Source organism: Hymenobacter sp. NBH84, from assembly GCF_014217645.1.
In the GTDB taxonomy this organism is placed as follows: Bacteria; Bacteroidota; Bacteroidia; order Cytophagales; family Hymenobacteraceae; genus Hymenobacter; species Hymenobacter profundi.
Genome location: NZ_CP043644.1, coordinates 2,307,933 through 2,321,421, shown reverse-complemented (window position 1 = coordinate 2,321,421; position 13,489 = coordinate 2,307,933). Strand labels below are relative to the sequence as shown.

The following is a 13,489-nucleotide window of genomic DNA, read 5'->3' as shown; positions in this document are numbered from 1 at the left end:
GCTAGAAGCGCCTCCCTACCTTCAACTGCAACGTGGCCAACGTATTACCGAACGTATCATTCTGAAAAGAAGCTTTGCCGCCAGCCAACCATTGGCGGTCGATGCCAAGGGCTACATCCAGGTTCAGGGAGAGCATGTAGCCAGCATGTACGCCCTGTTCATGTTCTAGATAGTTAACGGCGCCTCCCAAACCTGCATCCCAACGAGTTTGAGGTGCTCCATAGCGGTTGGAATAGCCTACGTAGCCACCGCCACCTACGGCAAACAGCACCTGCCTATTATTGCCAAAAGGATATAGGTAAAATTCGTGTTCCAGATTGGTAGCCTGGTAGGTCATGGCATAGGGCACGTTCACACCGGTACTGCCAGGCCGTGGAATTGGGTCGTACACCGTTGAAACAGACTCTCGGCTGCCACCAATAAATGCCAGGCGCGTACCTGTGCCTAGGTGGCGCCCGAAGAGCGGGGCATATTCCACATGAGCTTTCAGGGCCTTGTAGTCGCCGGTGCCTACCAGCGCAGAGCCTACCCCCAGTTGGATGCTGGCCGGACGTTGAGCAACAGCAGAAAGCGATGAAACACAGAGCGCAGCCACCAGGCCGGCTACTTTGTAAAAAATCAACATGAATGCGAACGATAAGAATACTTGTATAAGAACGGTGGTCAAGATAAAGGATTGTTGACTACAGGTTACTACTATATAGTAAAAAAGCAACGCCTCCATGTAGGAGGCGTTGCTTGTAAGTAAAAGTCGCACACGCGACTGTTTAGCTACGAGTTCAAAATCTCTACCATCCGCATAAAGCTCTGGTTGATAAGCTTTTTCTTGCTGATGGTGTCAGCGAAGGGAGTGTAAACTAGCTTCTTATCCACAATGCCGGCCATCACGTTGCGCATGCCGTTGACTAAGCCCTCTACGGCTGCAATACCGATCTGAGAGCTGAGCAAACGGTCGGCGGCGGTGGGCGAGCCCCCGCGCTGAATGTGCCCCACGATGGTGACGCGGGTATCGAGCTGCGGAATAGCCGCCTTCACGCGCTTGGCTACCTCGTGTACGTTGCCCTCTACCTCTCCCTCGGCCACAATCACGATGAAGGACGTTTTGGAACGCTTCCACCCCTCGCGCAGCGTGTCAATCACGGCTTCCGTAGACATTTGCGTTTCCGGGACCATCACGATTTCGGCGCCGCCGCCAATGGCGCACGGAATGGCAATGTAGCCCGAGTCGCGACCCATCACCTCAATAAAGAAGCACCGGTCATGCGAGTCGGCCGTGTCGCGGATTTTGTCGATGGCCTCTAGGGCCGTGTTCACGGCCGTATCGTAGCCGATGGTGTAATCCGTGCCGAACAGGTCGTTATCAATCGTACCGGGCGCGCCTACCGTGGGAATGCCAAACTCTTGCTCGAAGAGGGTAGCGCCCGTGAAGGTACCGTTGCCACCAATGGCAATCAGGCCTTCAATACCGTTGTTCATGAGTTGATCGTAGGCCTGCTGACGGCCTTCTTTGGTCATGAATTTCTGGCTGCGAGCCGATTTGAGGATGGTGCCGCCTCGCTGCACTGTGTTGGAGACGGAGGCCGAGTCGAGCTTCACGAACTCGCCCTTGATCATACCCGAGTAGCCGCGCATGATTCCATAGACTTCGATGCCGTGGTAAACGGCCGTGCGCACCACGGCCCGAATGCAGGCGTTCATACCGGGCGCGTCACCGCCGCTGGTGAAAACTGCAATACGTTTCATCATTATGTTCCTTCTGTGCTACCCGTAGGGGTGGCAGTGAGGCAGCAAAGTTGGTGAATCTGCACGGAAAGTACAGCGTCTGGGCAAGGAAAGACAAAATCAGGGTGTGTAAGCCAGCTTTTTTTTCTGAATTGCGTAAGCGGAGCTATTGGAAGAATCTTAGCTTTCTTTTAACTTTCACAACTTACTGACATTGTAAGCTGGCCTTACAGCGTCATGTACGCTCGTTGCCGTGCCCGCCCTTTTGTCATTTCTAAACCCCGCCCAGTATGTTTGGTTTTTTTGAAAACGAGCAGACCAAGAAAGTGAAAAGCCATCTGCTGAACCTAGCCGCACTGGCTAAAGCAGACGGACACATCGACGAACGGGAAATGAATTTTATCGTGTCGGTGGGCCGTAAAAACGGCATGCGGGCCGGGGAAGTGCGCGATATCGTGGCAAATTCCAATACCGGCGCACTCATCATCCCCGACAACGACTCCGAGCGTTTCGACCAGATTTTTGACCTCGTGGACATGATGCTGGCCGATGGGGTAGTGGACGAAAACGAAATGGACTTCTGCGTAGGCATGGCCGGAAAGTTGGGCTTCCGGCAAGCCATTGTGGGCGTATTGGTGCGCAAAATCTCCATGGGCGTGCGCGACGGCCTACCCCGCGAGCAAATCAAAGAAGACACCCAAAGCTTTCTGAGCCAGAACAGCCAGGCAAACTGATTGCATCTGGGAAGCGGAAGTAATTCTCTGTCATCCTGAACACAGTGAAGGACCTTCTCACGTAGAAACGAGTCGTTGTTACGATAGTCGTTCTCGCGTGAGAAGGTCCTTCACTGCGTTCAGGATGACATTTTTTATTACCCCACCACAAACTCCACCGCCCGCAGTAGCGCGGCGCAGGCCTCGTCAATCTGGTTGTTGGTGATGATGAGAGGCGGGGCGATGCGCAGAGAGTTGTCGCAGAACAGGAACCAGTCGGTGAGAATGCCTTCGTGAAACAGGGCGCGGTCGATGATGGGCTTGAGCACGTCGAACGACTCGAACTCCACGGCCATCAGCAAGCCGCAGCCGCGCACTTCCCGAATGGCCGGGTGCTGGAGCTGCGCCCGAAAGCGCGCCGCTTTCTCGGCTACGCCCGCCAGTAGGTTTTCCTCCTGAATAGCGCGCAGGGTAGCCAACGAGGCCGCGCACGATACTGGGTGCCCGCCAAACGTGGTGCAATGACCCAGAATTGGGTTGGTCTTGAAGCCCGCCATAATCTCCTGCGTGGAAATGAAGGCGCCGATAGGCATACCGCCGCCCATACCCTTGGCGCAAAGCAGAATATCAGGCTCGATGCCGAACTGCTCGAAGGCCCAGAAGGTACCGGTGCGTCCAAAGCCGCATTGGATTTCATCCAGAATCAGCAGGGCGCCTACCTCCGTGCAGCGCTGGCGCAGGGCGGGTAGGTACTCCGGGGCCGGCACGCGCACACCCGCTTCGCCCGCCACCGTTTCGATGATAACCGCCGCTGTGCGCTCCGTAATAAGCGCCAGATCGGGCAGGTGGTTGGGCTCGATGTGGCGCACATCGGGTAGGAGGGGGCGGTAGCTACGCTTGAATTCCTCGGACCCCGTGACCGACAAAGCACCCTGTGTAGAGCCGTGGTAGGCGCGGTGGCAGCTCACCAGTTCGGTGCGGCCGGTGTGGCGCTTGGCTAATTTGAGGGCACCTTCCACAGCCTCGGCGCCTGAGTTGGTGAAATAAACGGTATCGAGCTGTTGGGGTAGGGTCTGGTGCAGGGCCTCGGCCAGCAGTGCCGGCGGCGCCGACACCAGCTCACCGTACACCATCAGGTGCAGAAACTTATCAGCCTGATCCTTAATGGCCTGCACTACGCGCGGGTGGCGGTGCCCCACGTTGCTGACGCCAATACCGGCAATCAGATCAAGGTAGCGGCGGCCGTCGGGGGCGTACATATACACGCCTTCGGCCCGTTCAATCTCCAACAGCAGCGGAAAATCGGAGGTTTGCGCTTGGTGGCGCAAGAAAAGCTGGCGAGGGGTAAGCATCCCGCAAAGATACCGAATGGTGAAGTTGTGAAGTTGTGAATGTTAAAGCGTCTGTCATCCTGAGTGCAGCGAAGGACCTTATGCCAGTTGAACGATAATCGTATTAACGACCTCGTTCAACTGGCATAAGGTCCTTCGCTGCATTCAGGATGACAGACGCTTTAACATTCACAACTTCACCTTTTTCACCTTCTCCGGCTTCGGGTTACGCGCTGTAATACTTCGCGGGTGAACTGGCGCTCGGCGGTGTAGAGCTGGCTTACTTGCCGGATGCTCAGGACTTTCTGAAACTGTCGAAGGTAGTCTTTATCAAGGTCTACTTCCTGCTGGCGTAAGGCCAATACCTGATTGAGATTGTCTTTGAGTTGCTGGTCGCTGAGGGTTTCGGGGCGGGTGGTGCGGAGCTGGCGCGAGCGTTGGTTTAGGTCGCGGCGCTTGGTGGCGTACTCGTTGTAGATGGGCCAGAACTGCTGTGCCTGCTCCTGCGTGAGGGACACCTTCTCGGTAAGGTAGGCAATGCGGGCGTTTTCGAGCTGGTTGAGACGGCCGCTGGGGGCAGTTTGCGCTACGCCGTGCAGGCTCAAGGCCAGCAAGAGTAGGAGCAGCAATGGGCGAATGGTACGGTGAAAAAAGGGAGACAACGGGTGCATGGCGGAGAAATCAGGCTTTTATAAGTACGAATCATCGGTGGGCTGGGCGTCGAGGGCGCGTTGCAGCTCGTCGGGGGAGGCGTGCAGGTAGCTGGCGGCGGTGGCAGGCGCGGTGGCCGACAAATCAGCCAAATCGGCCAGGGTCACGCGGGAGTCGTTGGCCAGCAGGTACTGCACCAACTCCTCCTGCGGCACGGCGGCCAGGGTAGCCGACGCCGAGGTAGGCGTAACGCTAAGCACCAGCGACGCCGCAAAACCTCCCAGCAGCAGCGTAGAGGCCAACGCGGTGCGCAGGGGTAGGGGCAGGCGACTTAGCCAGCTGAAGGCCGGTGCTTCGGTGGGCTGCACGCGGTCCATCACGCGGCGCGGCAGCTGCTCGAAGTACCCGGCCGGGGGCGGCGCCAGCGGATACGGCCGGCGCGGGTGGTCATCCAGACGAAAAGGCGTGTTCATATGCATTAGAAGCGGCGCAAGCCGCAGGGTTTAATCGTTGACAGACTGAGTGGTAACGTACTGCTCAATTTTCTTCACAGCGTGGTGGTAGGAGGCCTTCAACGCTCCCACCGACGTGCCCGTGACATCGGCCATCTGCTCATAGGTCATGTCCTCATAGTATTTCAGGTTGAATACTAGGCGCTGTTTGTCGGGCAGGCGCAGAATAGCTTTTTGCAGCTTTTGTTCTACCTCGTCGCCGGAGAGCAAGCCGGGGTCGGCTTCCACTTTGGCTAGCAACTCGGCCCCCACATCATTAAGAGGTAGGAAAAACTTGCGCCGCTTGGCCGACAGGAAATTCAGGCACTCGTTGGTGGCGATGCGGTAAATCCAGGTGAAGAGGCTGGCATCTTGCCGGAAATTCTCCAGGTTCTTCCACACTTTCACAAAGGTGTCCTGCGTGAGGTCGTCGGCGTCCTGATGGTCTACCACCATTTTGCGCACGTGCCAATACACCCGCTGCTGGTACTTGCGCACCAACTGGTTGAAGGCCAGATTTCGGGAGGCCGGATCAGCAAACTTGGCGAGTATCTCCTGGTCTTCCAATCAGAAGCGGGGTTAGGGCGAAATAGAATGTGTTCTGGTTAGACGCAGGGAGTGGGGTAGGGTTTAATTGACCTATGAAAAACAAATTCGGGAGAGCCATGCGCCCCAGGGCGAAATAGGGAAGGACGTTCGTAATGGCGCTACGGGCAGCCAAAAGCCAGCGCCTGTCGTACTACCGGAGGTCGGCTAGCGTTTCACCTATACGTCTCCCATTTCCGTCATCAACCCGCCCCTGCATGGACCTCACCCATTCCAACTACGGCCTATCGGCCAGCAAAGAAGAAGAAGAGTATACCGCCGTTGCTGGCGAAAAAACGCCTGTTGCCTACCCCGACGAAGACCCCGGCAACCCCTTACCCCGCGCCGTGCTGCGCCTCAACAACCACCAGCTGCTCGATGGAGAGTGGAAGTTTGCCGTGGATACCAACGACGATGGTCTGCACAATGGTTGGCACCTGGGCCACGACTACCAGCACACGGCGCAGTGGCCGGGCTCGGTGGAAATGCACATGGCCGCCGCCAAGGGAGAACCCAGCCCCATTGCCTGGAAAGACAAAGTAGTGGTGTGGTATGAGCGCGAGTTTGTGCTGCCCGAGCGCGATGAAGTGGAGGAGCGCTCCATGCTCCAGCTCACCTTTGGCGCCTGCGGCTACGAAACCCGCGTGTGGTTGAATGGTCACCCGTTGCAAACTATTGAAGGCGAAGAGATTCACTACGGCGAATACACGTCTTTCTCCTACGAGCTACCCGACGAAATCCTGCACCTTAGCAACCGCCTCACCGTGCGCATTGCCGACACCATGGATGCCGAAACGCCCCGCGGCAAGCAGGAGTCGCACGTGTATAAGCGAGGCGGTATCTGGTACCAAACCTACACCGGTGCGGTGCGCTCGGTGTGGCTGGAAATGGTGGAGCGCAACCGCCTCCGCTCCCGCGTGGGGGTAGTGAGTGTGGTAGAAGACCAACTGGTGCGCTTCAACTTTACCCTGCGCATCCACGACCCTGGGCAGTATGTGATTCGCTTGCAAGTGTTTGGGAAAGATTCGGATGAAGCGCAACCACTGGCTACCTCCGATTTTTTGATGCTCTTGGAAGCGGGCCAGCGCGAGCAACGCGTGGTGATGGAGCTGCCCGGTGCCGAGCTATGGTCGCCGGCCTCGCCCCATCTCTATCGGCTGGTAGCCCAGCTCATTGATGCCAATGGCTACGCGGCTCAGATAGAAGCGTATTTCGGCCTGCGCAAGATTGAGGCGCGGGGTTGCTACGTGTACCTGAACAATGAGCGCATCTACCTCGACGGCATCCTCTACCAGCCCGGCACAGCCACTTACGCCGAGATGCAGCGCCATTTCTACGCCATGAAGGAGCTGGGTTGCAACCTGGTGCGCGTGCACATTGCCGGCGTCGACCCGCGCATTTATAACCTGGCCGACGAACTGGGGCTGCTGCTATGGGTGGAAGTGCCTAGTCCGCACAGCTCCACCACGCGTAGCCGGCGCAACCACCGCGCCGAGCTGCTACGCATGGTGGCGCTCATGGAAACGCACCCGTCCATCATCATCTGGAGCTTGTATAATGAGGATTGGGGCGCGCAGGACATTGCCACTAACAGCAAAACCCGGCAGTACATCGTGGATACGTACCACTACATGCAACTGGCGCACCCGCAGTTTTTGGTGGTAGACAACGACGGCTGGCACCACATTTCCTACCTGGGTAGGCTGAAGTCGGACCTGCTGACGGCCCACCTCTACACGCCCGACGCCAACCGCTGGCGCGAGCTGCTCGACCGATTGGTGCGCGGCGAACTGGAAGGCACGGCCGCTTTCCCCCTAGTGGTAGGCGACCCATTTTTCTACCGCCGCCAGGTGCCGCTGCTGGTAAGCGAGTGGGGCGGCTTCGGCTTTCCCGACTACGGCGGCCCCCAGGACGATGCCGAGCGCGCCGAGCGCATTCGGCTGTTCAAGGACGAGCTGCGCGCCCGCCCCATTGCCGGCGACGTGTACACCCAGGCCACCAACATCGAAGACGAGCGCAACGGCCTGATCGACCCGCACACCGGCGAGCTGAGTGTGCCGGCCGGGCTGCTGGCCTCGGGGCCGCCACCCGCGCCGTTGGGGTAGGGAGCGGCGTGCGTACTTTTGCCCGTCAGTACGAGCCTGCTCACCCCGCCCGCAATCCTGCATTTGCCATTTCCATGAAACATTCGCTTTGGCCGGCCGGCCTACTGCTGGCCGGCGCCTTGCTACCTGCCTGTCACATGCAGAAACCTACGGCCCCTGCCGCCGCCGCTACCACGTCCGAAACCCTGGCTGCCGCGCCGGCCGTGTGGCAGTCGGCGGCCTACACGCTCTACCCTGACCGCGTGGTGCAGGGCGAGTTTGAAGCCAGGGCGTTGTCGCGCACGGAGCTGGTGTCGAACTACCAGAGTCCGGCCAACGCATTCGTAGATCCGCGCATTGAGTTCAAATTCAGCCTCAACGGCATAGACAACGAGCTGCCGGTAGGGCGAAACCACATGCTGGTAGCAGTACCGAAAGCAGGCCAGAACGGGCCGTTGGAAACGCCCGTGATACCCTTCGGACAGCATTTCACGGACCCTACCCCGGTGCCGGTCAACACCTATCTGGCCCCCAACACTGCGCTGAAGATTCGGCTGGATATGCGGCCGGTGCTGGCGGCGTTCAAGCAGCAGGGATACTACACCACCGCCAAAGGCGATAAGCTCTACCAAGCCGACTTCAAGCACGTGTTTGTGGCGGGTAGCGTGGCGCCGCTGAGCTGGGATTTTGATAATCTGGTAAACAAGCCGGAGTTGGAACTGAAGGACCCCGACGGCGACGGCATCTACGAAGTGACGCTCACGCTGAACGCGCCCGCCAACGCCAAAACCACGGCCGGCCGCTGGCAGCAAACCATCAACACCGACGACTTTCCGCAGTACCACTCCGACTACCCACTTAGCGACGCGCTCTATAACCTGGCCCTGGAGGAAGCCTGTCGCGCCGTAGAGCCCGACAGCACCTTCCGCACCGGCAAGGAGTGGGCCGGCGTTTGGACCCGCGACATCAGCTATTCCATTATACTAGCACAGGCCACGTTGCAGCCCAAAGTGGCCATGAACAGCCTCCTGCGCAAAGTCACGCCCGAGGGCCGCATCATTCAGGACACGGGCACGGGCGGTGCCTACCCCTGCTCCACCGACCGCATGGTGTGGGCCGTGGCCGCCTGGGAAATCTACAAAGTGACCGGCGACGAAGCCTGGCTGCGCAAGGTCTATCCCATCATCACGAAGTCTATCGAAGACGACGTGCAGAATGCCTACGACCCGGCCACTGGGCTGGTGCGCGGCGAGTCGTCGTTTCTGGACTGGCGCGAGCAGACTTACCCGCGCTGGATGCAGCCCGTGGACATCTACCAGAGTGAAAACCTGGGCACCAACGCCGTGCACTACCAAGCCAATGTGGTAGCCGCCCACATGGCCCAACAATTGGGCGATGCCGCCGCCGCTACCCGTCACCAACAACTAGCCGCCCGCATCAAGCAGGGCCTCAACCAGCACCTATGGCAGCCCGACAAAGGCTACTACGGCCAGTTTCTGTACGGGCGCAATTTCCTCACGCTTTCCCCCAAAGCCGAGGCGCTAGGCGAGGCGTTGAGCGTATTGTTCGGCGTGGCCGAAGGCGAGCAGGCGCAGCAGGTGGTGAGCAAAACCCCTACCGTTCCTTTCGGCGTTCCGTGCATCTACCCGCAGATTTCGGGCATCCCGCCCTACCACAACAATGCCGTGTGGCCCTTTGTGCAGAGCTACTGGGCGCTGGCCGCCGCCAAGGCCGGCAACGAGGCGTCCGTAATGGAAAGCATTGCCGCCATCTACCGCCCCGCGGCGCTGTTCCTGACCAACAAGGAAAACTTTGTGGCCGAAAATGGCGACTTCGCCGGTACGCAGATCAACAGCAGCAACATGCTTTGGAGCCTCTCCGGTAGCCTAAGCCTGGTATATAAGGTGCTGTTTGGAATGCAGTTTGAGGCTGATCGGCTGGTGTTTAAGCCCTTCGTGTCGCAGGCGTTGCAAGGTACGCGCACGCTCACGGGCTTTCGGTACCGCCAGGCGCTGCTGGACGTGGAGATGAGTGGTTTCGGCAACCAGGTGCAACGCATTACCCTTGATGGTCAGCCGCTGGCCGGTGCCGCCGTGCCGGCTACCCTCACCGGTCGCCACCAGCTCCGTATCGTGCTCACCAGCCAAGCGCCCGTAGCCGCGGCCGTGGCGCGGGTAGCCAACCGCTTCTCGCCCGAAACGCCCGTGGTTGCCTACGCTAACAACCAACTGACGTGGCCGTCCGTGCCGGGCGCCACGGCCTACCAACTCCTGAAAAACGGGCAGTTGGCCGGCCGCACCACCGAGCCGCATTTTGCTGTGTCGGCTGGTGAGTATGCAGAGTACCAAGTGGTAGCGGTAGGCGCGGCGGGGCTGGAGTCGTTTGCCAGCGAGCCGCTGCCGGTGGGTAGCCAGTCCCAGCAGGTGCAGCTAGAAATGGTGGCTGCCAAGTCGGCCCTACCTTACAAAGGGTTCTCGGGCAAGGGTTTTGTGGAAATCAGCCAGACGGAGAATCGTACGCTCACCATTCCCGTAACCGTGGTCGAAGCTGGGCTGTACGCTGTGGATTTTCGGTATGCCAACGGCAATGGCCCTGTCAACACCCAAAACAAATGCGCCATTCGCACGCTGCGGCGCGGCGCCGAGCTACTGGGCACGGTAGTGCTACCCCAGCGCGGCACCGGCGAGTGGTCGAACTGGGGCTACACCAACCCGCTGCCGGTGCGCCTACCCAAAGGCAAGACCCAACTGACCCTGACCTTCGAGCCCGCCAATGAGAACATGAACGGCGAAGTCAATCAAGCTATGCTGGATTGTATGCGGGTGGTGAAGTTGCAGTAGTAAATAGAACTGTCATCTCTTCCCATCTGCCATCCTGAATGCAGCGAAGGACCTTATATGCCTGAACGAGTCGTTGTTGCGAGCATCGTTCTAGCGCGATAAGGTCCTTTGCTGCACTCAGGATGACAGATGCTTTTCAATGCTCACCTCTTTGTAGAGTAAGAAAAACCAACGGTAATATTCGTGTTATCAGGGACTTTACCTTCGCTGTATTGGCTTTCGTGGGTGTAATTGTAGCTGAAGTTGAAGGCTAGATGATTGGTAAGCTTAAGGGCGGCCGTGGAGACGTTGCTGAAACGGTAGTTATTGAAGTTAGCCAAAGACGGCTGATAGAAGGTGGTAGAGCTAACCGTCAGAATTTTAATGGAATACGCTACTTTCAAGCGCACTGAGTTGCGAGCGGTGAGCTTGAAGGTACCGTCCTGGAAGTTGGTTTTCTCCCGAATAATCAAATTGCTGATCGACACTTCCCGCCCCAGCGTATCGGAGTAGAAAGCCCAGCCCGGCCCGGCGCCCAGCTGCACGCGGTCGGTGATGCCGCGCAGGTTACTGCGCTCAAATCCCCCGATGGCATAGGCCCGGAAGCGGCCCTTGTAGTAGTAGGGGGTAGCATTGAGCAGCAGTTCGCGTTCCCGCAGCAAGCCATCCTGCTTACCATAGATAAAGCTGCCATTCAGCGGCAGGCCATAGTGCTGACCCCTAGTGAAGGTGAGGGCCTGAGTGGTCGACAACAGCGCTCGGTTGACGCCACCTTTGCTGAAAGCACCCGTCAACTGACTGTTGTAAACAATGAGCGTGGTATCGCGCTGTTGTTGGTTTTGGGCGCGGGCCGCTGGGGCCACGAGCAGCAGAGCCGCCAGGAACAACAGGCAAAAGCAGTACAGTTTTGGCATAGAAATCGAGCTGAGCGAGCCGCAGCAAGTAGCCGTCGGCAACAGCAATAGGGCAAGGGAGCAAGTGCTCCCGTCTGGGTATGGAGAGCCGCAAAGGTAAGGCCGCCACCCCGACTTGCTGGTGCGTGGTATTGAGAGCTACCAAAGTATATTGCACGATAAGCCTCCGTATTGCAGCTTATTCCTCACGTTTTATGAGTTTGTTTTAGAAAGATGAGTATTCGCTTTTGGCGCTATTTCCTGTTGATAATAAGTGTGTTGTGCGTAGGAGAGCAGGCTGTGGCTCAAGCGCCCGCGCCTACCCGCCGCGACTCCGTGCGTACCCAGGCCCTCAGCACCGACACGCGCCAGCTACGGCAGCTCGACTCGCTGCGGCGCCAAAACACCGACCGCCTCGCGCAATTGCAGCAAGAGCTGCTCTCGCTGAAAGGCCAAGGCCAGGACCGCACCCGCGAGCGGGAGCTGGTGCAAGAGCTACGCACCATGCAATGGGCCGACTCGCTGCGCCACTTGCGCGCCCGCCAGCACATCGACTCGCTGAAGCGCCACGCCCGCGGCTACCCCGTAGTGCCGCATGATGATACACTGTTCTACGTGTATACCAAGCTGGGGCCATTTTCGCCGCAGGAGCGCGCCAATCTCATTGCCGAAAAAGTGCAGCGCCTGGAGTCCGACGTGTTCTTCCGGCCCGATTCCCTGCGCCTCTACCCCTCAGAGCAGACCATCGACCTGATGTATGGCGCCCTGGTGATACAGAGCATTTCCGACAACGATGCCCTCTGGCTCGACACCTCCCGCGACTCGCTGGCCGTGCGCTACCGGGCACGTATTGTGGAGGTGGTAGCGGCCTACAAGCAAGAGCACAGCTTGTATAATATACTGAAAGAGATTGGGTTGGCGCTGTTGGTATTGGTGGTGTTCTACTTTACCATACGTTTCGTCAATCAATTTTTTCGCTGGGTGCAGCGCAAGCTTATAGACCACGAAACCACGTGGTTTGGGGGCATCAAGCTGGGCACTTACGAGCTGTTTACGCCCCGGCGCGAGCTGGATGCAGCCTTGCTGCTGGTGAACGTGCTACGCTGGGTGGTCATTTTTCTGGTGATTTACCTAGTGCTGCCCGTGCTGTTCAGCATCTTCCCCGGCACCCAGGACGTGGCCGATACGCTGCTGGGCTACGTCATCACGCCCCTGCGCAAAATGCTGCTGGCGCTCTGGAACTACCTGCCCAACCTCATCACGATTGTGGTGGTCGTCACGGTGTTTCGGTATATTTTGAAGGGCGTGTACTTCCTGAAAGAAGAAATCCGCCAGGGGCACCTCACCATTCAGGGCTTCTACCCCGATTGGGCCAACCCTACCTACCAGATTGTACGGGTACTCATCTTCGCCTTTCTGCTGGTTGTTATCTTTCCCTACCTACCGGGTTCCGATTCGCCTATCTTTAAAGGTGTTTCGGTGTTTCTGGGCTTCCTATTCACGTTTGGTTCGGCGGGGTCGTTGTCGAACATTGTGGCCGGGCTGGTGCTCACCTACATGCGCGCTTACAAACTGGGCGACCGGGTGAAAATCGGGGACGTAACGGGCGACATCATCGAGAAAAACCTGCTCGTCACGCGCATTCGCACCATCAAAAACGAGGAAATCACCATCCCAAATTCCTCCATTATGAGTAGTTACACCACCAACTACACCAGCGCCGCGCCCACGCTGGGCTTGGTGCTGCACACCACCGTCACCATCGGCTACGACGTGCCGTGGCAGCAGGTGCACCAGTTGCTCATCACCGCCGCACTGCAAGCCGAAGGCGTCCTGCCCGAGCCCAAGCCCTTTGTGCTGCAAACCAGCCTCGACGACTATTACGTGAGCTATCAATTGAACGCCTACACCCGCGAGGCCAGTAAGCAGGCCGTGCTCTACTCGCGTATTCACCAGAACATTCAGGACCAGTTCAACGCGGCTGGCGTAGAAATTATGTCGCCCCACTACCGCGCCGTACGCGACGGCCACCAAACCACCATTCCCACCGACTACCTCCCAAAAGACTACGAGGCCCCAAAGTTCCGGGTAGAGGGAATGGGCGAAAAAGGGTAGGGAAGACCCAACGGATAACGCGCAGCAGCAAGGTAGCGGAAGCGCAATCGTGCAGCCCGGCGCTACCCTTTCAAGCAATGAAGCC

11 protein-coding genes are annotated in these 13,489 nt (G+C 58.4%); 4 read left to right on the top strand and 7 right to left on the bottom strand.

The genetic code is table 11. The features are described from left to right. Position 1: 1 nt before the first annotated feature. Together F1C16_RS09725 and pfkA are read right to left on the bottom strand one after the other, a co-directional pair. Entirely contained in the window at positions 2–625 is a 624-nt protein-coding gene (locus F1C16_RS09725; RefSeq protein WP_185284123.1) for a hypothetical protein, read from the bottom strand. A 146-nt stretch (positions 626–771) separates the two neighbouring features. Beyond that, positions 772–1,743, bottom strand: coding sequence for a 6-phosphofructokinase (gene pfkA / locus F1C16_RS09720; RefSeq protein WP_185284282.1), 972 nt, complete (start codon positions 1,741–1,743; stop codon positions 772–774). Between the two features lie 269 nt (positions 1,744–2,012). Here pfkA and F1C16_RS09715 point away from each other — a divergent pair, with 269 nt between their 5' ends. Continuing rightward, entirely contained in the window at positions 2,013–2,456 is a 444-nt protein-coding gene (locus F1C16_RS09715; RefSeq protein WP_185284122.1) for a TerB family tellurite resistance protein, read from the top strand. Positions 2,457–2,593: 137 nt separating this feature from the next. On the opposite strand, the gene F1C16_RS09710 is transcribed toward F1C16_RS09715, so the two are convergent. The 4 genes from F1C16_RS09710 to F1C16_RS09695 form a co-directional block, all read right to left on the bottom strand. Then, complete coding sequence (locus F1C16_RS09710; protein WP_185284121.1) at positions 2,594–3,787, bottom strand: aspartate aminotransferase family protein; 1,194 nt, start codon at positions 3,785–3,787, stop codon at positions 2,594–2,596. Positions 3,788–3,972: 185 nt separating this feature from the next. Then, positions 3,973–4,395 carry a Spy/CpxP family protein refolding chaperone gene (locus F1C16_RS09705; protein WP_185284120.1) on the bottom strand — a complete coding sequence of 141 codons (423 nt, stop codon included), beginning with the start codon at positions 4,393–4,395 and terminating at the stop codon, positions 3,973–3,975. 60 nt (positions 4,396–4,455) lie between these two features. Next, complete coding sequence (locus tag F1C16_RS09700) at positions 4,456–4,890, bottom strand: hypothetical protein (protein ID WP_185284119.1); 435 nt, start codon at positions 4,888–4,890, stop codon at positions 4,456–4,458. Between the two features lie 30 nt (positions 4,891–4,920). Further along, on the bottom strand, positions 4,921–5,475 hold the full coding sequence (locus F1C16_RS09695; protein ID WP_185284118.1) for an RNA polymerase sigma factor: 555 nt from the start codon (positions 5,473–5,475) through the stop codon (positions 4,921–4,923). A gap of 236 nt (positions 5,476–5,711) precedes the next feature. Between F1C16_RS09695 and F1C16_RS09690 the strand changes: the two genes are divergently transcribed. Together F1C16_RS09690 and F1C16_RS09685 are read left to right on the top strand one after the other, a co-directional pair. Beyond that, positions 5,712–7,598 (top strand): sugar-binding domain-containing protein, encoded by a 1,887-nt coding sequence (locus F1C16_RS09690; protein WP_185284117.1) that lies wholly within the window; start codon positions 5,712–5,714, stop codon positions 7,596–7,598. Between the two features lie 74 nt (positions 7,599–7,672). After that, positions 7,673–10,417 carry a glycogen debranching protein gene (locus tag F1C16_RS09685; protein WP_219733474.1) on the top strand — a complete coding sequence of 915 codons (2,745 nt, stop codon included), beginning with the start codon at positions 7,673–7,675 and terminating at the stop codon, positions 10,415–10,417. A gap of 143 nt (positions 10,418–10,560) precedes the next feature. On the opposite strand, the gene F1C16_RS09680 is transcribed toward F1C16_RS09685, so the two are convergent. Continuing rightward, positions 10,561–11,310, bottom strand: a complete 750-nt coding sequence (locus F1C16_RS09680) for a DUF481 domain-containing protein (RefSeq protein ID WP_185284116.1) — start codon at positions 11,308–11,310, stop codon at positions 10,561–10,563. 213 nt (positions 11,311–11,523) lie between these two features. Here F1C16_RS09680 and F1C16_RS09675 point away from each other — a divergent pair, with 213 nt between their 5' ends. Continuing rightward, positions 11,524–13,404: a mechanosensitive ion channel domain-containing protein gene (locus F1C16_RS09675; protein WP_185284115.1), complete on the top strand. Its 1,881-nt coding sequence runs from the start codon at positions 11,524–11,526 to the stop codon at positions 13,402–13,404. Positions 13,405–13,489 lie beyond the last annotated feature (85 nt).

Bases quoted from the DNA above. Each gene is read 5' to 3' on its own strand.
- F1C16_RS09685 (WP_219733474.1), top strand. From the start codon at position 7,673: ATGAAACATTCGCTTTGGCCGGCCGGCCTACTGCTGGCCGGCGCCTTG.
- F1C16_RS09715 (WP_185284122.1), top strand. From the start codon at position 2,013: ATGTTTGGTTTTTTTGAAAACGAGCAGACCAAGAAAGTGAAAAGCCAT.
- F1C16_RS09700 (WP_185284119.1), bottom strand. From the start codon at position 4,890: ATGAACACGCCTTTTCGTCTGGATGACCACCCGCGCCGGCCGTATCCG.
- F1C16_RS09675 (WP_185284115.1), top strand. From the start codon at position 11,524: ATGAGTATTCGCTTTTGGCGCTATTTCCTGTTGATAATAAGTGTGTTG.
- F1C16_RS09710 (WP_185284121.1), bottom strand. From the start codon at position 3,787: ATGCTTACCCCTCGCCAGCTTTTCTTGCGCCACCAAGCGCAAACCTCC.
- pfkA (WP_185284282.1), bottom strand. From the start codon at position 1,743: ATGAAACGTATTGCAGTTTTCACCAGCGGCGGTGACGCGCCCGGTATG.
- F1C16_RS09725 (WP_185284123.1), bottom strand. From the start codon at position 625: ATGTTGATTTTTTACAAAGTAGCCGGCCTGGTGGCTGCGCTCTGTGTT.
- F1C16_RS09680 (WP_185284116.1), bottom strand. From the start codon at position 11,310: ATGCCAAAACTGTACTGCTTTTGCCTGTTGTTCCTGGCGGCTCTGCTG.
- F1C16_RS09690 (WP_185284117.1), top strand. From the start codon at position 5,712: ATGGACCTCACCCATTCCAACTACGGCCTATCGGCCAGCAAAGAAGAA.